A 26,315-nucleotide genomic window follows, 5' to 3' on the forward strand; every position below is an offset into this window, starting at 1 on the left:
ACAAAGTATGTCCCGCAAGGGCAACTGTCACGATAATGCGGTAATAGAAAACTTCTTTGGGTTAATGAAATCAGAGTTCCTTTATCATAAAGATTTTGAAAGTATAGAGCACTTCAAGCAGGAGCTCGAAGCTTTTATGGAAAAATACAATAATAGAAGAATCAAATCTAAATTAAGGATGAGCCCGGTTCAGTTCCGCGATAAATATCAAGCAACAGCTTAACTATATAGTGTCCAATTTTATGGGGTCATTACACTTCGCACTGTGGGGTCTTGCCAGCCAATCCATTCCCGCGGGAGTCTCGCAGCTTCCCAACCACCCCATTCGATGTATGAGTGTAACGAACCCCTTTACCAAGTTTGATGGTCTTCTACTATCCAACTGTTAGGGGGAAAAGCGCTCTGGATTAGGCTTTTCTGTGCTAGGGGAGGTGTTCTTTCATCCATTTCTAATAATCATACGAGCTGTCCTTATCGGAGTGGTTTCGAGAACCTTTTATGATAAAGGGGCGGAGGGGAATGGCGAGACTCCTGCGGGAAAAAAGTGCAGGGTGAGACCCCACAGGACGCAGTCCGAGGAGGCTCACCGCGCTCCCGCGGAAAGCGAGCTATTCCCCGCAGCCCCCATCCACCCAACAGAAGTCTCGAAACTGAGTCTTCAACTAAAGGGAGCTTTAGTAAAATAAAAGAAAACCCAGGCAAGCGCAAGGCTTTGCCTGGGTTCTCTCTTAAAAAGATGGAAGGTTGTCCAAGTTGTTGGATTGAATGCCATCCGGTTCACTGCGCAGATGGTCTTCTCCATCTTTACCTCGAATGAGGTTCACGTGTTCCAGTTCACCACTGCGCGCCATTTCATGTGCTCGTTTATAATCGATCACTTGTCCTGACGACAGCTGCATTTCAACAATGCTTCCTTGCCCGTTTTTTCTAACGGCGACAATTCGTTCTGGCATCATTCTCAACCTCCTCAACCATTATTTTGTCCAGGAACCTAAATAATATGAGTATCAATCCGTGGGGATTATTGGATGTTATCATAAATAAAAAAGGCAGCCATTTCAGCTGCCTTTTTTATCTTACATATCGTGAGAAGATTTTTGCTTCTGACGTGAATGTTGTCTGTTTTTCACTTTATGAGATCCTTGAGCCGGTTCTCCGTATGCTTGTTTAGGCCCAAGAGGCAAATTCGGTTGTTCCTGTTGTTTCGGTCCCATGCGTCTACCCATAAGAAATCCGCCTCCTTGATTATCTCCGTTTACGAGCTGCTTCTGGCCCCTCCATCGCGGTCGCACCTGGATAACTTAGGCGCTGATCACGGTCGGACTCCACTCTTCCGGATTTTTTCAACTTTTTCTCTTGTCGATCTCTACCCATTTTAAAACGCCTCCCTTCTCTTTTAGTATGGAAAAGAGAAAGAAGGCTATGCCTGGGAATCATTTTTTAAAATCGTCGAGAAAATCCTTTTGAAAGCTTGTATTCACCTGAGGATTGGTCGGATTACTAAGATCTCGAAAAGGATTTTTTCCGTATTTTTCCGTTAAATCATCAATCGTTTTATACAAGTTTTCTTTGCTGGCATATTGTTCAAAATTAAATAGATCTAATTGCTGACTAACTTCTGATTTCTCTGCCAGATCGCTTGCAGTAACACCCAGGAGACGAACAGGCTGCTGATTCCAGTGATCATCGAATAACTGCATCGCCACTTGAAAGAGATCTTCTGATGAATGGATGAATTCCTGCAATTGCCGGCTGCGTGTCACTGTTTTCCGGTCATGGTAGCGGATCATCACCTGAACATTCCTTGCGAGAACCTTTTTATTCTTCATCCGTGCTTCCACTTTATTTGAAAGCCTGCGGATGACGCTTTGTACCTCTGTATCATCTGTTGTATCCTCTGGAAGCGTTGTAGATGTCCCGATGCTTTTAAATTCATGAACCGCATTAGGATCGACAGGACGGTCATCGATTCCATTCGCCCTGTTTTTCAGCCGCTCTCCATTGATTCCAAGAACACCCTTTAATTCAAGAACAGAATGCTCAGCTAACCCGCCAATGGTTTCAATGCCGATTTTCCTTAATTTCTCTGCTGTTTTCGCTCCCACTCCGTACATTTCTTCTATCGGTAAAGGCCATAATTTTGTTTCAAGATCTCTTTTCCGTAAGATCGTAATTCCCATAGGCTTTTTCATATCAGAAGCCATTTTTGCCAAGAATTTATTAGGAGCGATCCCAATACTGCAAGGCAGATCGAGCTCGTCATAAATCCGCTTTTGTATCTGCTCGGCTATTTCCGGAGGCGAACCTTGCTCTGCGCAGTCGGTTATATCCATATAACCTTCGTCTATCGATACAGGCTGAACGAGCGCTGTCACATCAGCCAGAACCTTAAACATTTCTTTGGATGCTGTACGATATCGTTCAAACGTCGGGCCCATGACAACAAGTTCAGGGCACAACCTTCTGGCCTCTCCTAAAGGCATCGTCGTTTTGACCCCATATTTGCGGGCTTCATAGCTGCTTGTGACAATGATCCCGCGCCTTTCTTCAGGATTTCCTGCAATGGCAAGCGGCTTGCCTTTCAAGGATGGATCAAAGGCTGCTTCCACAGATGCATAGAAACTGTTCATATCAACATGAAAAATGACCCGGCCTTTTTTGGGATACCATTTGGACTGCATAACGTTCTTCCTCCATTGGAACATTTGTTCTCTATTATACCATGCCATCCTTTGTTATTGTTCATCAACGCTTCAATTATTGTTTGTCTAATTCATAAAACTCATCATCGTATTATTAAGCTAACGGGCAGGATTGTGGAAGACTCAGTTTCGAAATGTTTGTTGAGTGGATGGGGCTGCCCCTGTTAGAAGTGGTTTCGAGACACTCTTATAAGGTAAAGGGGTGGAGGGAAACGGTGAGACTCCTATCCTTTAGTGTGGAGGTGCCTTGGTCAGCGGCGTATGGACTGGACTGAGCTGGCGGAGATAAAGGAAACACGGAGAGCGTAGCGATTCGATGTTGACTTATCGTACAGAAGCGAGGGAAGTCTCACTAGCCGCTAGGCGCCGGAACCGGATAACCAAAAGGATGTGTGGGACAGGTGAGACCCCGGAAGGCGTAGCCTGAGGAGGCTCACCGCCCGCCCCATGGAAAGTGTTCAAATGCGGAATCGCCCTGGTAGACACGACTGGCATAAGCAGACCAGCAACGGAATGTGTTTTTCATTCCTTTGCTGGTCTGCTTATGACGCGAGTGTCTGGACGATGGAGCTAGACGAACCTTTTCCCGGAGCCCCTAGAATCACACGAACATATCGAAACTGAGTCTTCCACAATCGGGAGCTTATGTGTAATACCTCAATAGTAGTTCATAAAAAAGACTCCCTGAAATTCAGGGAGTCCTGGCTTATTATTGTGCGACTTCTTCAACGATCGCTGTTACGAACTCTGTAATTTTTTCAAGTTCGCTGACAGGCATACGTTCGTTTGTTGTATGAATTTCCTCATACCCTACACTCAAGTTGACCGTAGGAACGCCGTGTCCTGCGATGACATTGGCATCACTGCCGCCGCCACTTGTTAATAGTTCACTTTCACGACCGATTCGTTTCGCAGCAGAACGTGCGACTTCTACGACTTGATCTCCCGCCTGTTGCTTAAAGCCAGGATACATAATTTCGACATCAAGTTCGACTTCGCCACCCATTTCTTCCGCTGTTTCCTGGAAGGCTTTTTTCATTTTTTCTACTTGCGCTTCCATTTTTTCAGGATTGAGGGAACGAGCTTCAGCTAAGACTTCGACGTGATCACATACAATATTCGTTTTCTGACCACCTTCAAAGCGGCCGATATTCGCTGTTGTTTCGTCATCGATTCGTCCTAGCGGCATTTTAGCAATCGCGCGGGAAGCCAGGGTGATTGCTGAGATGCCTTTTTCAGGAGCAACTCCTGCATGAGCGGTCTTCCCTTTCACAATGGCATTAATTTTTGCCTGTGTAGGAGCAGCTACGATAATATTGCCGACTTGACCATCACTATCGAGGGCATATCCGTATTTTGCCTTGAGCATGGAAGCATCAAGAGCCTTCGCGCCGACAAGGCCGCTTTCTTCTCCTACAGTAATTACGAACTGCAGGTCTCCATGTTCAACGTTTTGTTCTTGAAGAGAACGGATCGCTTCAAGGATTGCAGCAACTCCCGCTTTGTCATCCGCTCCAAGAATTGTTGTACCATCGGTCACGATATAACCATCTTCAACAGAAGGTTTAACCCCGTTTCCTGGTACCACTGTATCCATGTGAGAAGTGAAATAAATCGGTTCTGCGTCCTTTTTAGATCCTTCTAGATTACAAATAAGGTTGTTTGCCCCATGGCCTGTAACCGAGGCTGCATCATCTTCCAGGACTTCCAAACCTAAGTCCTGAAATTTCTTTTTTAATACTTTAGCGATTTCTGCTTCCTGGGTTGTTTCTGAATCGATTTGAACCAATTCCAGAAATTCATTCAGTAAGCGTTCTTTGTTAATGGCTACCATCTATATTTGCCTCCTTCAATATGTAAACACATTCCTCTTAGTACGTTAGCGGAACGAATGGACTGTGTCAATTATAGAGGGATGTTGCCATGCTTTTTATAAGGACGGTCTTCTTGTTTATTTTTCAGCATATCCAGAGCTTTGATCAGCGTTGAACGCGTTTCTCTTGGATCAATCACATCATCAATCATTCCGAGCCCCGCTGCGACGTAAGGGTTCGCAAAACGTTCCCTGTACTCATTGATTTTATTTTGTCGTGTTTCTTCTGGTGTATCGCTTTCTTTGATTTCTTTTGCAAAAATGATATTCGCCGCTCCTTCTGGACCCATAACAGCAATTTCCGCGTTTGGCCAGGCATAGACGAGGTCCGCTCCAATCGATTTACTGTTCAGCGCGACATAGGCTCCACCGTACGCTTTTCTAGTAATAACCGTCAGCTTCGGCACAGTGGCTTCGGAGTAAGCATATAAAATTTTCGCACCGTGGCGGATGATCCCTCCATGTTCCTGTTTGATGCCAGGGAAGAAACCAGTCACATCTTCAAATGTAATGAGAGGGATATTAAAGGAATCACACGTTCTTATGAAGCGGGCTGCTTTATCACTGGAGTCGATATCAAGTCCGCCAGCCATGTACTTCGGCTGATTACAAACAAGTCCCACGGTCTTTCCTTGCAGACGCGCAAATCCGACAACAATATTCTTTGCAAAGTCCTTATGAATTTCGAAGAATGAATCCTCGTCAACAAACTCATCGATAACGATACGCACATCGTAAGGGCGGATCGGATCAAAAGGTATTTTATCTGTGATGTCAGGTCTGAAGTCATCATCAAGCTCAACTTCTACTTCTGGTGTCAGTTCTTCATTGTTCTGAGGAAGGTAACTGACCAGATCCCGGACGGCATCCAAAGCGGAGGCTTCATCAGGGGTTTTCAAGTGAGCATTCCCACTCAAAGAATTATGAACACCGGCACCTCCCAGATCTTCTGCGGAAATCTGCTCACCAGTAACGGTTTCAATGACTTTCGGACCGGTAATAAACATTTGCGATGTCTTTTCTACCATGATGACGAAATCAGTAATGGCTGGAGAATAAACGGCACCCCCGGCACATGGACCCATAATGACCGATATTTGTGGGATGACGCCAGAATAAATGGAATTACGATAAAAGACTTGTCCATAACCGTCTAAAGAAGATACGCCTTCCTGAATACGAGCTCCTCCAGAATCGTTCAAGCCAATAAAAGGGGTTCCATTTTTGGCAGCAAGGTCCATGACTGCAGCAATTTTTTTCGCATGCATTTCCCCTAAGGCTCCGCCGTACACCGTGAAGTCCTGAGCGAACAAATACACATCACGTCCATGAATTTTACCAAACCCTGTCACGACCCCTTCACCCGGCGCTGACTTTCCGTCCATCCCAAAAGCATCATGACGATGTTCAATGAATGGGTTCAGCTCTATGAAAGATTCCTCGTCCAAAAGATGTTCGATGCGTTCCCTGGCTGTCCATTTGCCCTTATCGTGCTGTTTGTCGATCCGTTCATCTCCGCCCCCTAATTCCACTTGGCGGCGCTTATCATATAGTTCATTGATTTTATCAAAAATATCCACAGTTACTCCTCCTCTCCATACTGGCATAGTTCAAACAGGACACCATTTCCTGCTTTTGGATGCAAAAAGGCAATCTGACTGTCATGTGCGCCCTGTTTCGGCTGTTCATGTATGAGACGTACTCCTTGTTCTTTATACTGATTCAAACGCTTTGCAAGATCGTCTACTTCCAAAGCAATATGATGGACACCTTCCCCTTTTTTCGTTAAAAACGATTGAATAGGCGAATCGTCACTCAGTGGCTCCAACAATTCGAACATCGTTTCACCAATTTTCAGAAAAGCGACGCGGACCTGCTCAGATTCCACAACTTCTACAGCTTCAAGTTCCAACTGAAGGTTATGCTGGTAAAAAGGCAGTGCTGCATCTATGCTTTCCACAGCTATACCAATATGGGCAATTTTCTTCGGTGCCTCTATGGTTTCTTTGTTAAGAAGCTGTTTAATGTAAATGGCGATTGCATCTGTCGGGGACCCGCTGGTGAAGATTTTATTCACTCCTTTTTCCTCAAGAAAAGGAATATCTTCTGCAGGTATAACTCCGCCTCCAATGACGGGAATGTCCGACGCCCCTTGTTCTTCCAGTGCCTGTACCACTTTTGGAAACAATGATTTATGAGCACCGGAAAGAGAAGAAAGTCCGACGACGTCCACGTCTTCCTGAATGGCGGCTCTTGCGATTTGAATGGCGGATTGCCGCAGTCCTGTATAAATAACTTCCATGCCATGGTCTCTGAGTGCCTGGGCGATGATTAAAGCACCTCTGTCATGTCCGTCCAACCCTGGTTTCGCTATAAGTACACGTATTGGTTTCAACCTCATCATCCCTTCCTACATTCCGGTGTATTCTCCAAATTCCTCTCGTAAAACATTCGCGATCTCCCCAACTGTTGCATAAACCTTCACTGCGGCTACAATATGCGGCATGACATTCTCCGACCCTTTCGCCGCTTCCCTAAGGGCTTTGAGGCATAGATCGACGGATTCCTGATCGCGTGAAGATCTTATTTCCTGTGTTTTCTTGATCTGGGCTTGTTCCAGTGCTTCATCTACACGTAACAAGTCTGCATGGATTTCTTCTTCGAGTTTGAATTCGTTCATACCGACGACGATATCTTCATTCGATTCAATCCGTTTTTGGGCATCATATGCTGCTTTATGAATTTCACGCTGCATATACCCTTCTTCGACAGCCTGGACCGCTCCTCCAAATTCTTTGATGCGCTCTAAGTAAGCATTGGCTTCTTTTTCAATCTGGTCGGTTAGAGACTCAACGAAATAAGAACCAGCGAGTGGATCGATGGTGTCCGCTACACCGCTCTCATTGGCAATGATCTGCTGTGTGCGTAACGCAATTCGTGCAGAATCTTCTGTCGGAAGGGCAAGAGCTTCATCCCTTGAGTTGGTATGCAGGCTCTGCGTTCCTCCCATAACAGCAGCGAGTGCTTGTAAGGTGACACGCACAATATTGTTGTCCGGCTGCTGAGCTGTAAGTGTACTTCCTCCTGTTTGCGTATGGAAACGGAGCTTCCAGCTTTTTGGATTTTCTGCTCCATAATGTTCTTTCATAATCTTTGCCCACATGCGGCGGGCTGCCCGGAATTTGGCCGCTTCCTCAAAAAATTGATTGTGAGCATTGAAGAAGAAGGCAAGCCGTGGTGCAAACTGATCGACTTCCAGCCCAGCTTCTATCGCTGCATCTACATAAGCCATACCGTTCGCTATCGTAAAGGCGACTTCCTGCACAGCCGTGGAACCAGCTTCCCGGATATGATAGCCGGAGATACTTATGGTGTTAAATTTCGGTAAATGTTCCTGACAGTAACCGAATATATCTGTAATCAGCCTCATGGAAGGTTTCGGTGGATAGATATACGTACCACGAGCGATATACTCTTTCAAGATGTCGTTTTGAATCGTCCCTGTCAGTTTTTCAGGTGCTACTCCTTGCTTCTCTCCTACAGCTATATACATCGCAAGCAGGATACTGGCTGGAGCATTGATCGTCATCGATGTACTCACTTGATCGAGTGGAATTTGATCGAACAGCTGCTCCATGTCCTTTAGTGAATCAATAGCTACACCGACTTTCCCAACTTCCCCATCAGCCATCGGGTCATCAGAATCATAGCCGATTTGAGTCGGCAGGTCGAAGGCCACTGATAGACCGGTCTGTCCTTGTTTCAATAAGTACCTGAACCTCTCGTTCGTTTCTTCTGCCGACCCGAACCCAGCATATTGACGCATGGTCCAATAGCGACTTCGATACATGGTCGGCTGTATTCCTCTCGTATAAGGATATTGGCCTGGAAAGCCGATCTCCTCTATGTAATCCTCATTCATCTGTTCCGGCGTGTATAATCGTTCGACCGGAATTTCTGAGCTTGTATGAAACGCTTCTTTCCGTTCAGGAAAGCGCTCCGTTGTTTTTTCTACATCCTTTTCCCATTTTTGCTTAGGGTGTTGGTCACTTGATGATCTGTTCATAAGAAAAGCCTCCTTATTCAGTCCATTCACACTACTAGCATACCAGAAATGAAGCGCTTACCTATCTAAAAATTACTATCATTCGCAATTTTATTGTAAATGATTTCACGCCCTTGTCCAATTTCTCTTTTTTAGGTAGAATGTCAGTAGGATTGACTGAGAAGGAGGTTACACACCTTGGCTACAAAAAAACGTTCAAAACGCGAACGCCGTATGAAAGTCGTGATCTATGTCATGATTTTGTCTATGCTTCTATCTAGTGCATTGGCTGGCGCGAGTTTCTTCTTATAATAAATAAATGATTGAATGAAAAAAGCCGAAAAGATGGATCGTCCATCTTTTCGGCTTTCTTAGTTTCTAGAGTTGTTTTTGTAATTTTCTTTCTTCCCAGAAGCGATATAAGTCCGGCATTTTTTTATCACGATCTACAATCCATACTTCCGCTTCAGCAGGAACAAGGTCAAAAAGAACTTCGACATCTTGATTATTCATCCGGATACAACCCGCAGAGACTGATTTACCGATGGAATCCGGCTGATTGGTTCCATGAATGCCATAAATCCTGCCATCTGTCCCTCGTGCATCAAACCCGATCCACCGGCTCCCCAATGGATTCTTTGGGTCACCACCCGGGATGTTTTTTTTACGATAATATGGATCTTTGGCTTTCACTTTCACATTGAACTGGCCCTCCGGCGTCAAATCCTTCGTCTTCCCTATGGCCGCAGGAGCCTTAAAAAGAACCTCTCCGTCTTGATAGAGCACAACCTCATGGGTTGCTTTATTTACAATAATAACCGGATCAGCCGGCGTGTGTGGCGGTAGTAATGGGTTTAACAAACTTAATATTAAAAGGAAGCTGTACAAAGCAATCATCCTCTTTTACTAAAAGTTTCCCCTCACATGTACCCTCTATACATCACTCTTCTTGAACGAACGCTTAATGATCAAATAGTCCTCTATCTCATTTAATAAATGAAAGAGACTGGCTCTTACTTCAAACTCTTCCCGTGTTTCCGGCAGTCGGTCTTCACGGAAGTCTTCTTTCATCTCTTTCAACATTCTTAAATAGATCAGGGCTGTATTTCCGGGATGAACAGCATCGGCTAAGTCATCAAAAAACGCTGCCATGCGAATGCCATGTGCATCAGATTTCGATATACGGGAAACGAGAGGAAGCATACGTTCCAAGAGTTCAAACTGTTTCGTCCGCATATGAAAATAGTGGTAAAAATGATTGTGGGAACGCAGCAAATGATTTTCTACATCCCGATAAGAAAGGGACTTCGCTTTTTCCAGAAGATTGGCGGTCTCTGTCAGCTCCTTGCCTGACCAATCATTATCTCCATTCCTTAAAAATTGAGCAATTTCTCTCAATATAATGGAAAAGTTGCTTTCCACCTGTTTTCGATACTGATTCAACTTCTTCTCGAGGCTCGGCATATATAAATTGAGAAGCAGGGCGGTTCCAATTCCCACCGTTATTAACAACACTTCATTCCATATAATACTCCAGCCGATATCCCCTGAACCGTATAGATGAAGGATGATGACTGAGCTGGTTACGATTCCAGGTGTGATTTTAAACCACACTGTTGCAGGAATAAAGGCAAACAACATCAATCCAATGGAAATGGGATTGTATCCCAACAGCTCAAAAAAAGCGAATGAAAACCCCATCGCTAATAAACAAGCAGAAAAGCGGTGCCACGCACTTAAAAAGGACCGTTTTCTTGTAATTTGGATACAGAGTATGGTCAAAATCCCTGCTGATGCGAAATTTTCGAGCTGCAGCATCTGAGCAATCCATATGGCAAATGGTGTGCCCAATGCCGTTTTAATGGTCCGATATCCTATTTTCAATCCTGTGTTCACCTCCGTTCTTTCTGGATACGCTGCCCTGAGAGGATTAAGCGTCCGATTATGTAAGCTAAAGATTTTACGTAAAAAAGGATCTTTGCTTTTTAAACAAAGATCCTACACCTATTGTATTCTTATACTTCTTTGCAATACTCTTCAAAACTGCGCTGAAGCTTCCCGATAACTTCCATAGGTTCAAAGCCTTCAATGTCGTGACGCTCGACCATTGTCTGAATTTTACCATCCTTCAAAAGAGCAAAAGATGGAGAGGATGGCGGGTAGCCTTCAAAGTATTCGCGGGCGCGATCCGTAGCTTCACGATCCTGCCCGGCAAAAACAGTAACAAGCTGATCCGGACGCTTATCGTAATGAATCGCATGTGCAGCAGCTGGACGGGCAATACCGCCTGCACATCCACATACGGAGTTGATCATTACAAGGGTTGTACCTTCTTTATTTAGTGCCTGATCGACTTCCTCAGATGTCGTCAGTTCCGTATATCCCGCTTGGGTAATTTCTTCACGTGCTTTTGAAACAACATCGTTCATAAAAATATTAAAATCCATTTGACATGGCCCCTTTATAGAAATGCTAAGAACATTTTACCAAGATATCTGACATCTTTCAATTGAATTGTCTATGATTTCTAGATACTTGAAAGAGCTTAGGGACATTTGGAAAGAGATTGTTTTCCTGCTGGGTTTCTTCCTTCCCAAACGCCCCTTACCATATAGAGTTGTTGAAAACGCAAAAACCCTCAATCCATAAGAGCAGTTCCCCTCACATATACCTTCTACAAAAGCTTTGATATGTGAGAAAAATGCCTTGCACTGGTGGAATAGGATGATAAAAAAGCTGTCCTCCATGGTTGGTGGACAGCTTGATTGCATTAGTATACAGATGTGTTGTCTTCTGACATTTTCTCTAAGATCTCTTTCACACGGGCCAGGAAGTTGCCGGCTACGAGACCATCAAGAACCCGATGATCCAAGGATAGACATAGATTGACCATGTCACGCGCTCCGAACATGCCATTCTGGTAAACCGGCTTTTTCACAATGGATTCCACTTGCAAAATAGCGGCCTGAGGGTGGTTGATCACACCCATGGATTGTACAGAACCGAAAGAGCCTGTGTTATTGACAGTGAAGGTACCGCCTTCCATATCTTTCGATGTCAGCTTGCCTTGACGGGCTTTGTTGGCAAGGTCTGTAATGTCTTTTGCGATTCCTTTGATGCTCTTTTCATCTGCATCTTTGATGACAGGAACAAACAATTGGTCATCTTTAGCCACAGCAATATTCAAGTTGATAGCTTTGCGCTGGATGATCTTGTCTCCGGCCCACATACTGTTCAACTGCGGGTATTCCTTCAATGCTTGAGCGACAGCTTTTACAAAGAAAGCGAAATACGTCAGACTGAAGCCTTCCTGCTGTTTGAACTGGTTTTTCTTTGCATTGCGAAGTTCAACTAAATTCGTAACATCTACCTCGACCATCATCCAGGCATGTGGAATTTCGGTCTTCGACTTCACCATGTTTGCTGCAATAGCTTTTCTTACACCTGTCACAGGAATTTCGATGTCGCCTTCACCCGCTTGTACATTCGGCGTCTGTGATGAAGGAGCTGGTGATGGAGCAGCTTTCTGCTCAGCTTGCGCAGGCTGCTCAGCGGGAGCTTCTGCTTTTGCTTCCCCTGCTTTAGGAATCTCTCCGCTCGCAACAATTTTCTCAATATCTTTGCGCGTAATTCGTCCACCTTTACCGGATCCATCGACTTGATTCAAATCAATGTCATGTTCCTGCGCAAGAGTCATGACCGCTGGAGAGTACCGCTTTTTACTTCCTTTGTCCTGTTTCTTCTCAGGTTTCTTGGAAGCTTTTGATGGTTCTTCTTCAGCGACGGGAGTTTCCTGTGCAGGAGCTTGTTTATTTTCTTCTGATGAAGGTTCTTCCGCAGATCCTGCACCTTCTACTTCGATGTAGCACATGAGTTCACCGACTTCAATGGTATCTCCTTCAGATGCGACGAGCTCTTTAATCACGCCGGAAAAAGAAGATGGGACTTCTGCGTTTACTTTATCTGTCATGACTTCTGCAATGGGATCATACTTATTTACCTGATCTCCAGGCTGAACAAGCCATGTGCTGATCGTTCCTTCTGTGACACTTTCACCAAGCTGAGGCATGTTGATTTTTTCTAAACCCACAGGGAATCTCCTCCTTCAATTAAAATTCCGCGAGATCTCTCATCGCTTTTTCAACTTTATCTGGATTCATCATGAAATACTTCTCCATCGTCGGAGCATAAGGCATGGAAGGGACATCTGGACCAGCCAGACGCTGAACAGGAGCATCCAAATCAAACAAGCAATTCTCACTGATGATTGCGGACACTTCTGAGATGATTCCACCTTCTTTATTGTCCTCCGTTACAAGAAGGACTTTACCTGTTTTGGATGCTGCTTCAATAATACCTTCTTTATCTAAAGGATACACAGTACGCAAGTCGAGGATATGTGCATCAATGCCTTCTTCAGCCAACTTCTCTGCTGCTTGTAGTGCAAAGTGGACACACAAACCGTACGTAATAACCGTAATGTCGGAACCTTCTCGCTTTACATCTGCCTTACCAATCGGTAGCGTATAATCCTCATCAGGCACTTCCCCTTTGATTAGACGGTAGGCACGTTTATGTTCAAAGAAAAGGACCGGGTCATTGTCACGGATGGAGGCTTTTAACAAACCTTTGACATCATAAGGAGTCGACGGCATCACAATTTTCAACCCAGGCTGATTCGCGAAAACAGCTTCAACGGATTGGGAATGGTAAAGAGCTCCGTGTACACCGCCGCCATAAGGGGCGCGAATTGTTATTGGCGCACTCCAGTCGTTATTGGAACGGTACCGGATTTTAGCGGCTTCAGAAATAATCTGGTTGACTGCCGGCATGATAAAGTCAGCGAACTGCATTTCAGCTACTGGACGCATGCCGTACATCGCTGCACCAATTCCAACTCCGGCGATTGCCGATTCAGCTAGTGGTGTGTCCAGAACTCTGTCTTCACCAAATTCATCATAAAGACCATCAGTCGCGCGGAATACGCCTCCACGTTTTCCAACATCTTCACCAAGGACGAACACTTTTTCATCCCGCTTCATTTCTTCTTTCAAAGCTTGAGTGACGGCTTGAATATAAGATATAACTGCCATTATTGCTCCCCCTCCTTACTCTTCGTACACATATTTCATTGCAGATTCCGCTTCCGCATAAGCCGCATTCTCGGCATAGTCAGTCGCTTCATTGACGATTTCACTGATTTCGTCATTCATTTCCTGTTCTTTCTCATCCGTCAGTATACCTGTATCACGCAAGTACTGGGCAAAAGTGACGATTGAATCTTTTTTCTTTGCTTCATCCACTTCTTCCCGTTCACGGTAAGTACGGTCATCATCGTCACTGGAGTGTGGAGTAAGACGGTAGGACACAGTCTCAATTAATGTCGGTCCTTCTCCATTACGGCCACGATCGGCTGCTGCTTTTACTGCTTCATATACAGCTAGTGGATCATTGCCGTCCACTGTGAAACCAGGCATGCCATAACCGATGGCGCGATCAGAAACTTTTTCACAGGCCAACTGCTTCGATACAGGAACAGAAATGGCATATTTATTATTTTCAACCATAAAGATAACAGGAAGCTTGTGTACCCCCGCAAAGTTCGCACCTTCGTGGAAATCCCCCTGGTTGGAAGATCCCTCACCGAAAGTTACGAGAGAAACGAAGTCTTTTTTCTCCATCTTCCCTGCAAGAGCGATACCTACAGCATGTGGCACTTGTGTAGTAACGGGTGATGATCCGGTAACAATCCGGTTTTTCTTTTGACCAAAGTGACCTGGCATCTGACGTCCACCCGAGTTTGGATCTTCTGCTTTTGCAAAGCCGGAAAGCATTAAATCCTGAGCAGTCATACCGAATGAAAGAACGACACCCATATCACGGTAGTAAGGCAGAGCATAGTCTTTTTCACGATCAAGAGCATAGGAAGCCCCTACTTGAGCAGCTTCCTGACCTTGACAGGAAATGACGAATGGAATTTTACCTGCGCGGTTCAATAACCACATACGTTCATCGATTCTTCTTGCTAATAACATCGTGCGAAACATGTCCAACACTTGATCATCACTTAAACCTAGAGCTTTATGGCGATTTTCAGCCATGAGGATCCCTCCTTCATATTTATCCATGGATTTGGTTGCCGTCGACGGCCATAGCCGCTTCCCCGATTGCTTCAGAGAGCGTTGGGTGTGGGTGGATCGTTTCAGCGATTTCCCATGGTGTCGCATCAAGAACTTGAGCCAAAGCCGCTTCCGAAATCATGTCCGTGACATGAGGTCCGATCATGTGCACGCCCAACAGATCGTCCGTTTCTTTGTCAGCTACGATTTTCACAAAGCCATCCGTTTCTCCGTGAACGAGAGCTTTTCCAATCGCTTGGAATGGGAACTTGCCTACTTTCACATCAAATCCTTTTTCTTTCGCTGCTTTTTCTGTTAAGCCAACACTTGAAACTTCAGGGTTGGAGTAGATACAGGATGGCACTTGATCCTGTTTCATCGGATGTGGGTGTTGATCAGCCATATGCTCAACGGCAATCATGCCTTCATGAGAAGCCACGTGGGCCAGTTGCATACCACCGATAACATCACCAATGGCGTAAATGTGGCTCTCTTTCGTCTGATAGACATCATTCGTCTTGATTACCCCGTTTTCCACTTGGATATCCGTGTTTTCAAGACCGATATTATCGACGTTGGCTGATCGACCGATAGAAACCAGCATGCGTTCAGCTTCATAAGTAACCGTTTTTCCGTCAACTTCCGCATTTACTTTCACACCATTATCTTTCTCGATTGTATCCGGAAGAACCTTGGCGCTCGTAACGATATCGACGCCTTTCTTTTTCATCTGCTTCAACATTTCCCTGGAAATATCTTCGTCCTCGGTAGGGAGAATGTACGGCAGGTATTCGAGTACCGTCACTTGCACACCAAAATCTGCCAGCATGGATGCCCATTCAATTCCAATTACACCCCCACCGACGATAATGATGGATTCAGGAAGTTCTTCCATATGAAGAGCTTCATCAGAACTTATGACAACTTCACCATCGATTTCAAGCCCCGGCAGAGATTTAGGACGAGAACCTGTCGCCACTAACACATTTTTAGGAATCAACATTTCATTTTCTTCCCCGTTGTTCATCTCCACAGAAATCGTCCCTGCTGTCGGTGAAAAGATGGAAGGGCCTAAAATTCGTCCAAAACCTTCGAAGACATCGATTTTTCCTTTTTTCATCAATCCTTGAACACCTTTATGTAGTGTGTCTACAATCGATTGTTTCCGTTCTTGGACTCTCGTGAAATTCAAGGTTGGGTTTTCTGTTGACACCCCATATTGATCCGCTTCTTTAGTCTGTTTAAATACTTCTGCACTTCGAAGCAATGCTTTAGAAGGGATGCACCCTCTATGTAAGCATGTCCCACCAAGTTCTCTTTTTTCTACAATCGCTGTTTTGAGGCCTAATTTTGAAGCTCGGATGGCAGCGACATAACCGCCAGTGCCACCTCCGAGAATGACCAAATCGTATTCTTGTGCCACCTTGGACTCTCCTTCCTATTCTTGAAAGTTAGGGTATTGTTTTGGAACCTCTTCTTTATTCAGGACACGTAGCGTCCCCTCATTCAATGCTTCCAGCTCATTTTCACCAGGATAGACGAGGACATCTGCAATCCAATGCACACGTTTGGATATTTCTTCAACGAACGCTTTTCCGTACGCTAGTCCGCCAGTGAGCGCAATGGCATCCACTCTGCCTTCCATAACGGCACTCATACTTCCAATTTCTTTGGCAATTTGGTAAGCCATGGCATCAAAGACAACTTTCGCTTTTCGGTCACCTTTTGCTACCATCTCTTCGACATCACGGGCATCATTTGTACCCAGGTAAGCCATAAGGCCTCCTTGCCCGACCAATTTCTTCATCACTTCATCTCGGTAATACTGGCCGGAGAAGCATAAGGAAACGAGGTCACCGGCAGGAACGGTCCCTGCCCTCTCTGGAGAAAAAGGGCCATCTCCGTGCAATCCATTGTTGACGTCAATCACTCGGCCGCCAACGTGCGCACCGACAGTGATCCCTCCGCCCATATGAGTGACGATTAAGCGGGCATCTTTGTAAGAGAGACTAAGGTCAGCTGCCGCTCTTCGCGCCACAGCTTTCTGATTAAGGGCATGGAATATACTTTTTCTTGGTATTTCAGGAACACCGGAAACACGAGCCAATTCATGGAGTTCATCCACCACAACCGGATCGACAATATAAGCTCCAATATTCAACCCCTGAGCAATTTCATTGGCGATGATCCCTCCAAGATTCGACGCATGTTCTCCATTGTATCCATTTTTCAAATCCTCAAGCATCGCCTCATTGACCTCATACGTCCCACCTTCGATGGGACGCAGCAATCCTCCTCTTCCGCAAACGGCACTCAATTTGCTGATGTTAATGCCTTCGCGGTCAAGCTCTTCAAGAATGACCTGTTTACGGAAATCATATTGATCAATGACGCGCTTATATGAGCTGACCTCATCCGTCGTATGACGGATGGTTTTTTCAAAAACGACTTCCTGGTCATCAAAGACTCCAATCTTTGTAGATGTGGAACCTGGATTAATGACCAGAATACGATGTGTTTGCAATTCCTAAACCCCCGTTAACCGTTCTGTCTTCTGCTTAAGATGTGTTGACCATTTTGAAGGAATTGACTGCGGGACCTGCGCATACGTTCAATTCGCTCTTCTGCCATACGGTCTGCGGCTGCATATGTTGGAATGTTATCCCGACGTGAAATTTCAAATACGCGTGATACGTTGTCATAGATCGTTTCTACTCGCTTCATCGCACGATCTTTATTATACCCGTGCAGCTCATCAGCTACGTTGATGACGCCTCCAGCGTTAATGACATAATCCGGTGTATAAACGATGCCTTTTTCATGCAGAATATCGCCATGCTTGGTTTCTTTTAATTGGTTATTCGCTGCACCAGCCACGACTTTCGCTTTCAGTTGAGGAATCGTTTCATCATTAATTGTCGCTCCAAGAGCACAAGGAGCGTAAATGTCGCAATCCACACTGTAAATATCGTCCGGATCAACCGCTTTTGCTCCAAATTCTTCTACTGCGCGCTGAACGGCTTCCTTATTGATATCTGTAACAATAAGGTTGGCTCCTTCCTCATGAAGGTGACGGCAAAGAGTGAAAGCGACATTTCCGACACCTTGGACAGCTACTGTTTTTCCTTCCAATGAATCTGTGCCGAATCCTTCTTTTGCTGCTGCTTTCATCCCACGATATACTCCGTAAGCAGTCACTGGAGATGGGTTTCCGGAAGAGCCGAAAGCTGGAGAGATTCCTGTCACATAATCCGTTTCTTCATGAATCAAGTCCATATCCTGGACAGTTGTTCCTACATCCTCTGCAGTAATATAACGACCATTCAAGCCTTGAATATAGCGACCGAATGCACGGAACATTTCTTCATTTTTCTCTGTTTTAGGGTCTCCGATAATGACGGTTTTCCCTCCGCCAAGATTAAGTCCCGCTGCAGCATTTTTGTACGTCATCCCTTTTGCCAGACGCAGAGCATCTTCCACAGCATCATCTTCAGAAGCATATGTCCACATACGTGTTCCTCCGAGAGCAGGCCCTAGTGTTGTATCATGAATGGCAATGATTGCTTTCAAACCGGATTGTTCATCTTGACAAAATAACAATTGCTCGTAATCGTACTCTTGCATATAGCTGAAAATTTTCATTATGTTTCCTCCTATTGTTGACTGGCTTGTAGAGCTAAAGCCAGTGAATAAATTTTACTTTGAGCATCATCTGCCCTAGACGTCAATACGATTGGAGCTTTAGCCCCGCTGATCACGCCCGCCACTTTTCCTTTGGCGAAATATATAAATGATTTGTACAAGGCATTAGCCACTTCAATGGATGGCACGACGAGAATATCCGCCTGCCCCGCTACTTCGGATACAATTCCTTTTTGTTCTGCTGCTTTTGGATCGACCGCAATGTCAAAGGCAAGGGGACCATCTACGATACAGCCCTTCAGCTGCCCACGCCTGTTCATTTGGGTAAGCATCGCAGCATCTTGAGTAGCTATCATGGAAGGATTCACTACCTCCACAGCTGCTAATGGGGCTACTTTCGGGTTTTCCCACCCTGCTCGAGTAGCTACTTCTACGGCATTATTGATGATTTGAACTTTCTCCTCCAAATTAGGAGCGATATTCATCGCAGCATCTGTAAGGTAGATCAGTTTATCCCTGCCCGGAATTTCAAATAATGCGACGTGAGACAGCACCGAACCTTTCCTGAGTCCGTACTCTTTATCCAGGACCGCTTTCAACAAAGATTTTGTATCAATATGGCCTTTCATGACCACATGAGCTTCACCGGAATGGACAGCTTTCACAGCAACTCCTGCACTAACCCTTTCACTGGCATGAATCACTTCAATGCCCTCCTGAGATAAATCCAACCCCACAGCTTTTGATTTGTTTTCAATCTCCGTTTGATCTCCCACAAGAAAGAAATCAGCAAGGTTGGAAGCCCGGGCCATTTTCACTGCCTTCAATACTTCATCATCTGCTGCTTGAGCAACAGCGACCGTTTTAGGTGAACGGCGGTCTATTTGATCGACTAACTCATCTAACTTTTTCATGCGTCACCTCTTCCCCTCTTCATAAACATGCAATATTCATGCCAACTCCAGTACCCATTAAAACAGGTTAGTCTTGAAGATTTTCACCTTGCAAAAGATTGCATTATGAAAAATTCTGCATGCTGTTTTTGTCTAAATTATATTTTTCTAATTTGTAATATAAGTTTCGAATCGATATCCCTAAAGCTTTGGCTGTCTTTGTTTTATTAAAATCATGAGACCGGTAAGCATCAGCAAGCAAACTTTTTTCATATTCATCAACGGCCTGCTGTAAGGTCTCTCCCAGCCAAGGAGCCTCTTCCTTTTGTCTTGCTGATTCAGTTGAGGCTTTTTTCAGTCGAGGAAGGTGCTCTACCTTAATGGTATCTTCCATATTTTCCATATAAATCATGGCCCGGCCGATAATGTTTTCCAGCTCTCTGACATTTCCAGGCCAATCATATTCTTTCAACAAACGAAAAGCTTCCTCATCAATTGAGGTTACATGCCTTCCATAATCTTCATTCAATTTTTGGATCAAATGGTAAGTCAGAAGTTTGACATCTTCGATCCTTTCACGAAGGGGTGGAATGTATATCGGGAGCCGGTTCAGGCGATAGTACAGATCTTCTCGGAAGTTCTTGTTCATAATTGCTTTTTCCAAGTTGACATTCGTTGCAGCAATTACACGGACATCTACATGAACAGGCTTTGTACCTCCGACACGGATCATTTCATTCTCTTGGAGAACCCTCAGCAATTTCGCCTGCATCGGCAATGTCAATTCACCAATTTCATCAAGGAAAATACTCCCATGGTTCGCTTCTTCGAACAGTCCTTTTTTACCACCGCGTTTTGCACCTGAAAAAGCACCATCTTCGTAGCCAAATAGTTCACTTTCCAGTAAGGATTCAGCTATGGCCGCACAATTGACTCGGATAAACTTATTATGGCGCCGCTTGCTCTCGTTATGAATCGCATGGGCGAAAAGTTCTTTCCCTGTCCCGGACTCTCCTCTCAACAATACAGAAGCAGGTGTACGCGCACCAACTTTCGCTTGTTCAAGAGCCAAGGTCATTTCCTGAGAATCACCAATAATATCATCAAATGTGTACTTGGCTTCCAAACTGCGTATGATTTGTCTGGCTCTTTTGAGTTCGCTCGTCAACGCCTGAATTTCGGAGACGTCATGAAGAACGCCGACACTACCCTTCAACTTCCCATCAACAATGACAGGGGCCACATTAACGAGGACGTCTTTTTTTGAGGGGCCAACCTTCATCCGCACCCCTCGGACAGGCCTTCTGGTACGAAGGACTTTCATATGCATACTTTCGCCTTCAGATATGTCGACCGTTGCCGGCTTCCCAACGATTTCTTCTTCTGAAAGTCCTGTAATCCTTGTATAAGCAGGGTTTATCATTAAACCGCTTCCATTTTCATCGACAACAGAAATCGCCTCGTCTGAAGAATAAATGATGGCTTCGAGCATCGTTTTCACTTCTTTTAGGTCTGTGATTTCCTCAGCAAGGTTGACCACTTCCGTAATATCTTTGAAAACGGCAAACGCCCCAATCACTTTCTGATCCTGTCCAATCAGCGGAATACGAGTGGTTACTACTTTCTTCCCATTGCCTAAGGCAAGCTTCTGGTTCACTTCTTCCTCCCGGGAAGCAAGCACTTGGGGAAGCCTCGAATCCGGTATGATTTCATTTATGGGTTCTCCAATCATGGATGAACGCCCCATATCTACAATGCGCTCTGCACTACGATTGATGAACGAGATTTCGCCTTTTTCATCAATAACAATCATACCGTCGTGAATGCTGTTCAAGATCAAGTGCTGGTTTTCTGTCTGCTGCTTCAATTTTTGCACAAGCGTTTCTTTTTCTTCCAACAATTCTGCAGTTACATAAGCCACTGAACCTGGAATCACGACCGTCGAACGCTTTCTGGTTTCCCGGATCTCATTGAACACACGCTCTTCCCCTGTAGCTTCGATCACAATATCAATTTCTTTATGTATCCAATCCTGCCAACGGCGGTCTGTAGCAATTCCGTAACTCTCAGCAAGCGCGATCCCTGGTGCTTCCGGGTCGATGTCTGTTACCGCAACCACTAACATACGGTCCATTTTCTTTAACAATTTCAACAGGGCGGTTCCGCCTTTCCCCGCTCCGACAATCAACACACGTTTCATTTCACCACACCCTGCAACTTTTTGCGTAACTTCATCGTATCCTATTCTGCATGTTTTAGCAAGTGTGTCTATAGTTCCAACGTGCCGTTCCATTTGATATACTTATTCATGGATTGAAATAAAGGAGTTACGAACATGCGATTAATTGCTTTACTTTTATTAGTTACCCCAGGTGTCCTCGCCGTTTATGGAATAAAATTGATTCGCGATGCTCTTTTCGGGGAATTTCACCCCATCTTTTTTCACATCGCCATTCAAGGGCTTGCAGGGATTCTATTTGTCGTTGGAGGTTTGGCCTTCATTGGTGGCTTCATCCTCCACAGGGACAGAAAGCGAAACTTGACCAAAGGTCGTTTCAAACAAAAAGATTAGACCGTCGTGAAATACAACAACTGTGATGAAGGAGTTTTGCTCTGTGACAGAGTTTGAAATGTTTAGAAAGCAATATCCATTCGATTTGCTTTCTGAGGAAGAGTTTGATGAAGTTTTTGGTAAAGCCATGGTCAGGGAATTTTCAAAGAACGAATTCATCATCCATGAAGATCAGGAAGATGACACCATTGATATTCACTTCATGGTCTCTGGACTTGCTAAGAACATCATGCACCGGTCGAACGGACGACAATTATCGGTAAGGTTCTATTACCCGGGAGACCTGGTAGGTGTCATGATCCTACTCACAAGTGGAGAAATGCGTTTTTCTGTTCAGGCTTTAGAACCAATCAAGACCATTTGCTTTGAACGCGAATCCTTTTTGAAAGTGATGTCCAACAACAACCACTTTTCGAAAGTGGTGATGGATGGCATCAGCCATCTGATGAAAAGCTTATATGATGAAGTAAAATATAAAAGCTCTACAACAGATGAGCAGGATGATCGTGAACTTTATAAAAAACGTGCAGACGCTTATATGGAGCCACCTACGTTCATACATCCGGAAGCCTCGATTGAAAAAGCTGCCCGCATGTTACAACAGCAAAAGATTGAAGCTCTGATTGTGAGCGATGATCAGCAATCGTTGCTCGGTATGATTGGATATGGTGAAATACTAAAAGCTTACTTTGAGAACGATCACAAAAACCCAGTCAAAGCTTATATGTCTGAAGAAGCCTATGAGATTAATGAGCAGGAATTCATCTATGATGCTTTAAGTTATTTGAAACACCACCCTACAGAAATCATTCCTGTTCTGCATAAGGCCAAGGTTGTTGGAATTTTGAGGCAGTCCTCGTTTTTCACCATTAAAAATTCCGTGTACTTCGACCTCACTTATAAAATTTCAAATGCGATTTCTATAGAAGAAATTAAACCGTTATCACCGATTCACAATGAAAGGTTCCAAAAATTCGTGGCGAGCTTGATTAAAGATCACATGTTCGCTTATGACATTGCGGAATTGATGACCAACTACAACGATCGTATCCACAAACAAGTGGTGCAGATTGCAGAAGATGAAATGATTCGCGAAGGGTGTGGAGCACCACCTGTGAATTATTGTTTCCTGGTTATGGGCAGCGAAGGACGTAAAGAACAGGCATTTTCTACTGACCAGGACAACGCCATCATTCTTGCTGACTATGAGAACAGTAAGCATAAAGCGAAAATAGAAAAATACTTTGAAATCTTCACTAATAAAATTAACGATATGTTGAATGAATGCGGTTTTCCTTACTGCACAGGCGGAATTATGGCTAAGGAACCCAAATGGCGTCAGCAAATGAGTGATTGGCACGGGAGTATCGACCAGTGGATCAACAAGATGGATGCAGAAGAAATCCGGGATTTCACTATTTTTATGGACTTTCGTCCGATCACAGGTGATTATTCCCTTGCGTATGATTTAAAGAAATATGTAACCAAACGTGTTCAGAAATCCTTAAATCTTCATCAGTTACTTATGAAAGATACACTTCGTTTCCGGGTCCCTGTCCAACCATTCGGAAGAATTTCAGGGATTGGTAAGAAACGGACGCTCAACTTGAAGAAATCAGCGATTATGCAAATCGTCAATGCGATCCGTATCTACAGTATGAAATATGGAATTGAAGAGATTAATACCGTCAATCGGTTAGAAGCATTAGCCGAACAAGAGCGTTTCCACCCCCGGGATGTGGAAAATGCAAAAACAGCTTTGCACCGGCTCATGTTGTTTAGGTTAAAGGCTAATCTCCAACAGCTGGACGACGAAGAACCATTGAGCAATGATTTAAAACTCGGGCCAATGAAAAAAGAAGAACGTCGATCACTCAGAGAAGCGCTCATTATCGCTAAGCGCCTGCAGCAGGTGCTGGAATTGAGCTATAACCGAAATCGGGTGGTATGATGCTTCCAGTTGACTTACAAATCATCAAGTATCTGCTTTTTGAGAAACCCATGTACTATTTCAAGATAAAACCTTATTTGAAATGGCACACCTACCATGAATTAGAAAAGCAGCTGACCGTTTTCAATAAGAAAGGAAGCTTTCACGAGAAGTCATTAAAGGACCTGGACTATACCATCTTTGACCTTGAGACAACCGGTTTCCTACCAGAGATTGGGCATGAGATCATCTCCATAGGTGCCATCAGGCTACAGGGACTTCACGCTTGCCGAATGGAGAAGTTTCATCAGGTGATCCGTCCCATTCGTCCTGTTAACAAACAAACGCTGCGGTTAACAGGGTTATCCCGCGATCGTCTCGATAATGCCAGTCCTTTTATTGAGGGTTTCCAAAACTTCATGCAGTTCAGTGAAGGTTCCGTTCTTGTAGCCCACCCTGCAAAATTTGATATGCGGTTTTTAAAGGCCATGCTGAGAAGATGGAAGCTTCCTGATTATGAACCACACGTGATCGACTCCCAGCTTATGGCGCAATGGCTCCTGCCGAATGTCAGGCACCAGCTTGATCCTTTGCTAAAATATGTAGGTATTGAAAAAAGGGAACGTCACCACGCATTGAATGATGCTATTATGACAGCCGAGTTATTTCGGTACTTGCTTTCAAAAACGATTGACTATGACGTTCACACATTAGAACAATTAAATAAAGTATTGGCCCAACAGAAAAAAACGAAGCAGTGAATATCACTGCTTCGTTTTTCTTTCTTATTGAACAAACGCTCTTTATACTTGAAGACTCAGTTTCGGGATGTTTTTGGTTTCGTTCCCTGTGTTGAGCGTCAGCGGCGGTCGCGCTCCTGCGGAAAGCGAGCTATTCCCTGCAGCCCCCATCTACTCACCAAAGAATCAAAATCAAGTCTTTAAAAACCCTGCCATATTCTATAATAACTTCCCTCACCAATAAAAGTTAAGCTATCTATTCAAAAAACGTTCGATACAACGACTGGACAGCTTTGCCTAAGCTTTCGGACTTGACCCCGAACATCATCGAAACTTCCGAAGATCCCTGGTTAATCATTTCAATGTTAACCTCTGCTTCGCGGAAAGCTACGGCTGCCCGGCTGGCGATACCAATCGTTTGGTTCATCCCTTCCCCTACAATCATAATCATCGCCATTTCCCTTTCAATCAAGACCGTATCTACTTCCAATTCATCTTTTATCCGCCTCACGACTTTCTCCTCTTTTTCAGGAGGAAGCTGATGTTCACGAATGACGACGGACATGTCATCGATTCCGGAAGGCGCGTGTTCAAAAGATACTTCTTCATCTTCTAAAATCTGAAGCAGTCTGCGACCGAATCCGATCTCACGGTTCATTAAGTATTTACTGACATATAAGTTCAAAAAACCATCATCACTTGCTATACCTACCACATGACTTTCTCTTTCAGGTAGATCAGCCACAATCATCGTTCCAGGAGCCGCAGGATTATTTGTGTTTTTTATGCAGACAGGAATCTTTTCTTTAAATGCAGGAATCAGAGCTTCATCATGAAAGACGGAGAAGCCTGCATAGGAAAGCTCACGCATTTCTCTGTAAGTCAAAGAAGTCAGCTCTTTTGGTTGATCTACGAACATCGGATTGACGCAATAGACCGAATCAACATCCGTAAAGTTTTCATACAGATCTGCTTTTAACCCTGCTGCAACAATGGAACCGGTAATATCTGATCCTCCGCGTGAGAATGTTACCAATTCTCCTTCAGGTGTAAACCCAAAAAATCCAGGAATGACTAAGATTTCGTTTCGATGCCTTAAGCTATACAATTTTTCAAAGCTTTCTTCTAACACCAACGCCCCGCCAGGTTGGTCCCGGACGAGAATCCCCGCCTCTTTGGGGTTCACATACGATGCATCCGTACCCATCTTTTGCAAATAAGCACTTACAATATGAGCGGAACCATCCTCTCCACAAGCTTTTAAAGCATCAAGTGCATGCACAGAACCATCTTTCACCAACTTAATGGCCGAATCAATTTTATCCTTCACTTGTTCTGCTACGTGAAAGGAGAGATTCAAATCCTCTGTCATCGATTGAAAACGATCAATGATTTTTTTATAGACGGCCTCATCCATCTGGTCCATCTGTATAGATGTACCTAATGCAATGAGGAGGTCCGTCACTTTATCATCTTCACTATGACGTTTTCCCGGTGCTGACACCACAACCACACGGCGATCATCATCCAAATCAATAATATTCTTTACTTTTTTAATCTGCCCGGCATCTGCAAGAGAACTGCCTCCGAATTTTACGACTTTCATTGATACAACACCCCATTAGAGAACGAAAGTAATTAATAATTAATAATTAAGAATTGTATCACAAAAGGGGAGCAAAATTGAATAATTTTTAGAAAAAAATCAGTTGAACGACGAAATTTGACGGAAACATGGGAATTTTTACATTTATTCTACAAATTTGTTACATCTTTTGGTATTTTTAGATATGATGGAT

Annotated in this window: 25 protein-coding genes; 5 read left to right on the forward strand and 20 right to left on the reverse strand. The window is 44.3% G+C overall.

Annotated features, from left to right (window positions below):
* On the forward strand, positions 1–223 hold a 223-nt coding region (locus tag GLW00_RS13290), incomplete at its 5' end, for an IS3 family transposase (RefSeq protein ID WP_160914866.1).
* A 505-nt stretch (positions 224–728) separates the two neighbouring features.
* Here GLW00_RS13290 and GLW00_RS13295 read toward each other — a convergent pair.
* The 8 genes from GLW00_RS13295 to GLW00_RS13330 all read right to left on the reverse strand — a co-directional run bounded on the left by GLW00_RS13295 (position 729) and on the right by GLW00_RS13330 (position 8,641).
* The gene (locus GLW00_RS13295; RefSeq protein WP_089651888.1) at positions 729–953 is read right to left on the reverse strand and encodes a DUF3892 domain-containing protein; all 225 of its coding nucleotides are present in this window, start codon (positions 951–953) and stop codon (positions 729–731) included.
* A gap of 123 nt (positions 954–1,076) precedes the next feature.
* Positions 1,077–1,226 carry a small acid-soluble spore protein P gene (locus GLW00_RS13300; RefSeq protein WP_089651800.1) on the reverse strand — a complete coding sequence of 50 codons (150 nt, stop codon included), beginning with the start codon at positions 1,224–1,226 and terminating at the stop codon, positions 1,077–1,079.
* Between the two features lie 19 nt (positions 1,227–1,245).
* Positions 1,246–1,374 carry a YpzI family protein gene (locus GLW00_RS13305; protein WP_089651799.1) on the reverse strand — a complete coding sequence of 43 codons (129 nt, stop codon included), beginning with the start codon at positions 1,372–1,374 and terminating at the stop codon, positions 1,246–1,248.
* Positions 1,375–1,433: 59 nt separating this feature from the next.
* The gene (locus GLW00_RS13310; RefSeq protein ID WP_160914868.1) at positions 1,434–2,681 is read right to left on the reverse strand and encodes a DNA polymerase IV; all 1,248 of its coding nucleotides are present in this window, start codon (positions 2,679–2,681) and stop codon (positions 1,434–1,436) included.
* A gap of 730 nt (positions 2,682–3,411) precedes the next feature.
* Positions 3,412–4,536, reverse strand: coding sequence for a M20/M25/M40 family metallo-hydrolase (locus GLW00_RS13315; protein WP_160914869.1), 1,125 nt, complete (start codon positions 4,534–4,536; stop codon positions 3,412–3,414).
* A 71-nt stretch (positions 4,537–4,607) separates the two neighbouring features.
* A complete protein-coding gene (locus GLW00_RS13320) occupies positions 4,608–6,182 on the reverse strand; it encodes an acyl-CoA carboxylase subunit beta (protein ID WP_202412501.1) in 1,575 nt (524 codons plus the stop codon).
* A complete protein-coding gene (gene mce / locus GLW00_RS13325) occupies positions 6,158–6,979 on the reverse strand; it encodes a methylmalonyl-CoA epimerase (RefSeq protein WP_439108897.1) in 822 nt (273 codons plus the stop codon). Before mce ends, GLW00_RS13320 begins: the two co-directional genes overlap by 25 nt.
* Positions 6,980–6,985: 6 nt before the next feature.
* Positions 6,986–8,641, reverse strand: a complete 1,656-nt coding sequence (locus tag GLW00_RS13330) for an acyl-CoA mutase large subunit family protein (RefSeq protein WP_160914875.1) — start codon at positions 8,639–8,641, stop codon at positions 6,986–6,988.
* 177 nt (positions 8,642–8,818) lie between these two features.
* Between GLW00_RS13330 and prli42 the strand changes: the two genes are divergently transcribed.
* Positions 8,819–8,932 (forward strand): stressosome-associated protein Prli42, encoded by a 114-nt coding sequence (prli42, locus tag GLW00_RS13335; protein WP_226590761.1) that lies wholly within the window; start codon positions 8,819–8,821, stop codon positions 8,930–8,932.
* A gap of 66 nt (positions 8,933–8,998) precedes the next feature.
* On the opposite strand, the gene GLW00_RS13340 is transcribed toward prli42, so the two are convergent.
* The 11 genes from GLW00_RS13340 to GLW00_RS13390 form a co-directional block, all read right to left on the reverse strand.
* The gene (locus tag GLW00_RS13340) at positions 8,999–9,517 is read right to left on the reverse strand and encodes a L,D-transpeptidase (protein ID WP_160914877.1); all 519 of its coding nucleotides are present in this window, start codon (positions 9,515–9,517) and stop codon (positions 8,999–9,001) included.
* Between the two features lie 36 nt (positions 9,518–9,553).
* A complete protein-coding gene (locus GLW00_RS13345) occupies positions 9,554–10,504 on the reverse strand; it encodes an aromatic acid exporter family protein (protein ID WP_160914879.1) in 951 nt (316 codons plus the stop codon).
* Between the two features lie 131 nt (positions 10,505–10,635).
* The gene (locus tag GLW00_RS13350) at positions 10,636–11,067 is read right to left on the reverse strand and encodes a BrxA/BrxB family bacilliredoxin (RefSeq protein ID WP_160914881.1); all 432 of its coding nucleotides are present in this window, start codon (positions 11,065–11,067) and stop codon (positions 10,636–10,638) included.
* 323 nt (positions 11,068–11,390) lie between these two features.
* Positions 11,391–12,710, reverse strand: a complete 1,320-nt coding sequence (locus tag GLW00_RS13355; RefSeq protein ID WP_160914883.1) for a dihydrolipoamide acetyltransferase family protein — start codon at positions 12,708–12,710, stop codon at positions 11,391–11,393.
* Positions 12,711–12,729: 19 nt separating this feature from the next.
* Positions 12,730–13,713: an alpha-ketoacid dehydrogenase subunit beta gene (locus tag GLW00_RS13360; RefSeq protein ID WP_160914885.1), complete on the reverse strand. Its 984-nt coding sequence runs from the start codon at positions 13,711–13,713 to the stop codon at positions 12,730–12,732.
* A gap of 15 nt (positions 13,714–13,728) precedes the next feature.
* Positions 13,729–14,721: a thiamine pyrophosphate-dependent dehydrogenase E1 component subunit alpha gene (locus GLW00_RS13365; protein WP_160914887.1), complete on the reverse strand. Its 993-nt coding sequence runs from the start codon at positions 14,719–14,721 to the stop codon at positions 13,729–13,731.
* A gap of 19 nt (positions 14,722–14,740) precedes the next feature.
* A complete protein-coding gene (gene lpdA, locus GLW00_RS13370; RefSeq protein ID WP_160914889.1) occupies positions 14,741–16,162 on the reverse strand; it encodes a dihydrolipoyl dehydrogenase in 1,422 nt (473 codons plus the stop codon).
* Between the two features lie 15 nt (positions 16,163–16,177).
* Positions 16,178–17,263: a butyrate kinase gene (gene buk, locus GLW00_RS13375; RefSeq protein WP_160914891.1), complete on the reverse strand. Its 1,086-nt coding sequence runs from the start codon at positions 17,261–17,263 to the stop codon at positions 16,178–16,180.
* A gap of 14 nt (positions 17,264–17,277) precedes the next feature.
* Positions 17,278–18,381, reverse strand: coding sequence for a branched-chain amino acid dehydrogenase (gene bcd, locus GLW00_RS13380; RefSeq protein ID WP_160914893.1), 1,104 nt, complete (start codon positions 18,379–18,381; stop codon positions 17,278–17,280).
* A gap of 11 nt (positions 18,382–18,392) precedes the next feature.
* Positions 18,393–19,295: a phosphate butyryltransferase gene (gene yqiS, locus GLW00_RS13385; RefSeq protein WP_160914895.1), complete on the reverse strand. Its 903-nt coding sequence runs from the start codon at positions 19,293–19,295 to the stop codon at positions 18,393–18,395.
* A 103-nt stretch (positions 19,296–19,398) separates the two neighbouring features.
* Positions 19,399–21,474 (reverse strand): sigma-54 interaction domain-containing protein, encoded by a 2,076-nt coding sequence (locus tag GLW00_RS13390; protein ID WP_160914897.1) that lies wholly within the window; start codon positions 21,472–21,474, stop codon positions 19,399–19,401.
* Between the two features lie 135 nt (positions 21,475–21,609).
* Between GLW00_RS13390 and GLW00_RS13395 the strand changes: the two genes are divergently transcribed.
* The 3 genes from GLW00_RS13395 to GLW00_RS13405 are packed head-to-tail and all read left to right on the forward strand — an operon-like array spanning position 21,610 to position 24,537.
* Positions 21,610–21,846: a DUF2627 domain-containing protein gene (locus GLW00_RS13395; protein WP_160914899.1), complete on the forward strand. Its 237-nt coding sequence runs from the start codon at positions 21,610–21,612 to the stop codon at positions 21,844–21,846.
* Positions 21,847–21,889: 43 nt separating this feature from the next.
* Positions 21,890–23,797 carry a DUF294 nucleotidyltransferase-like domain-containing protein gene (locus tag GLW00_RS13400; protein ID WP_160914901.1) on the forward strand — a complete coding sequence of 636 codons (1,908 nt, stop codon included), beginning with the start codon at positions 21,890–21,892 and terminating at the stop codon, positions 23,795–23,797.
* On the forward strand, positions 23,794–24,537 hold the full coding sequence (locus GLW00_RS13405; RefSeq protein ID WP_237417524.1) for a 3'-5' exonuclease: 744 nt from the start codon (positions 23,794–23,796) through the stop codon (positions 24,535–24,537). Before GLW00_RS13400 ends, GLW00_RS13405 begins: the two co-directional genes overlap by 4 nt.
* Before the next feature lie 235 nt (positions 24,538–24,772).
* Here the strand turns inward: GLW00_RS13405 and GLW00_RS13410 are convergent, their stop codons facing one another.
* Positions 24,773–26,122: an aspartate kinase gene (locus GLW00_RS13410; protein ID WP_160914903.1), complete on the reverse strand. Its 1,350-nt coding sequence runs from the start codon at positions 26,120–26,122 to the stop codon at positions 24,773–24,775.
* Positions 26,123–26,315 lie beyond the last annotated feature (193 nt).

Origin of the sequence: Halobacillus litoralis (assembly GCF_009856445.1) — a bacterium.
Lineage (GTDB): Bacteria > Bacillota > Bacilli > Bacillales > Halobacillaceae > Halobacillus > Halobacillus litoralis.

Excerpts from the sequence above, each read along its gene's own strand:
- GLW00_RS13295 (WP_089651888.1), bottom strand. The coding sequence starts at position 953 with ATGCCAGAACGAATTGTCGCCGTTAGAAAAAACGGGCAAGGAAGCATT.
- GLW00_RS13300 (WP_089651800.1), bottom strand. The coding sequence starts at position 1,226 with ATGGGTAGACGCATGGGACCGAAACAACAGGAACAACCGAATTTGCCT.
- GLW00_RS13305 (WP_089651799.1), bottom strand. The coding sequence starts at position 1,374 with ATGGGTAGAGATCGACAAGAGAAAAAGTTGAAAAAATCCGGAAGAGTG.
- GLW00_RS13310 (WP_160914868.1), bottom strand. The coding sequence starts at position 2,681 with ATGCAGTCCAAATGGTATCCCAAAAAAGGCCGGGTCATTTTTCATGTT.
- GLW00_RS13315 (WP_160914869.1), bottom strand. The coding sequence starts at position 4,536 with ATGGTAGCCATTAACAAAGAACGCTTACTGAATGAATTTCTGGAATTG.
- GLW00_RS13320 (WP_202412501.1), bottom strand. The coding sequence starts at position 6,182 with ATGCCAGTATGGAGAGGAGGAGTAACTGTGGATATTTTTGATAAAATC.
- mce (WP_439108897.1), bottom strand. The coding sequence starts at position 6,979 with ATGATGAGGTTGAAACCAATACGTGTACTTATAGCGAAACCAGGGTTG.
- GLW00_RS13330 (WP_160914875.1), bottom strand. The coding sequence starts at position 8,641 with ATGAACAGATCATCAAGTGACCAACACCCTAAGCAAAAATGGGAAAAG.
- GLW00_RS13340 (WP_160914877.1), bottom strand. The coding sequence starts at position 9,517 with ATGATTGCTTTGTACAGCTTCCTTTTAATATTAAGTTTGTTAAACCCA.
- GLW00_RS13350 (WP_160914881.1), bottom strand. The coding sequence starts at position 11,067 with ATGGATTTTAATATTTTTATGAACGATGTTGTTTCAAAAGCACGTGAA.
- GLW00_RS13360 (WP_160914885.1), bottom strand. The coding sequence starts at position 13,713 with ATGGCAGTTATATCTTATATTCAAGCCGTCACTCAAGCTTTGAAAGAA.
- GLW00_RS13365 (WP_160914887.1), bottom strand. The coding sequence starts at position 14,721 with ATGGCTGAAAATCGCCATAAAGCTCTAGGTTTAAGTGATGATCAAGTG.
- bcd (WP_160914893.1), bottom strand. The coding sequence starts at position 18,381 with ATGAAAATTTTCAGCTATATGCAAGAGTACGATTACGAGCAATTGTTA.
- yqiS (WP_160914895.1), bottom strand. The coding sequence starts at position 19,295 with ATGAAAAAGTTAGATGAGTTAGTCGATCAAATAGACCGCCGTTCACCT.
- GLW00_RS13390 (WP_160914897.1), bottom strand. The coding sequence starts at position 21,474 with ATGAAACGTGTGTTGATTGTCGGAGCGGGGAAAGGCGGAACCGCCCTG.
- GLW00_RS13395 (WP_160914899.1), top strand. The coding sequence starts at position 21,610 with ATGCGATTAATTGCTTTACTTTTATTAGTTACCCCAGGTGTCCTCGCC.
- GLW00_RS13405 (WP_237417524.1), top strand. The coding sequence starts at position 23,794 with ATGATGCTTCCAGTTGACTTACAAATCATCAAGTATCTGCTTTTTGAG.
- GLW00_RS13410 (WP_160914903.1), bottom strand. The coding sequence starts at position 26,122 with ATGAAAGTCGTAAAATTCGGAGGCAGTTCTCTTGCAGATGCCGGGCAG.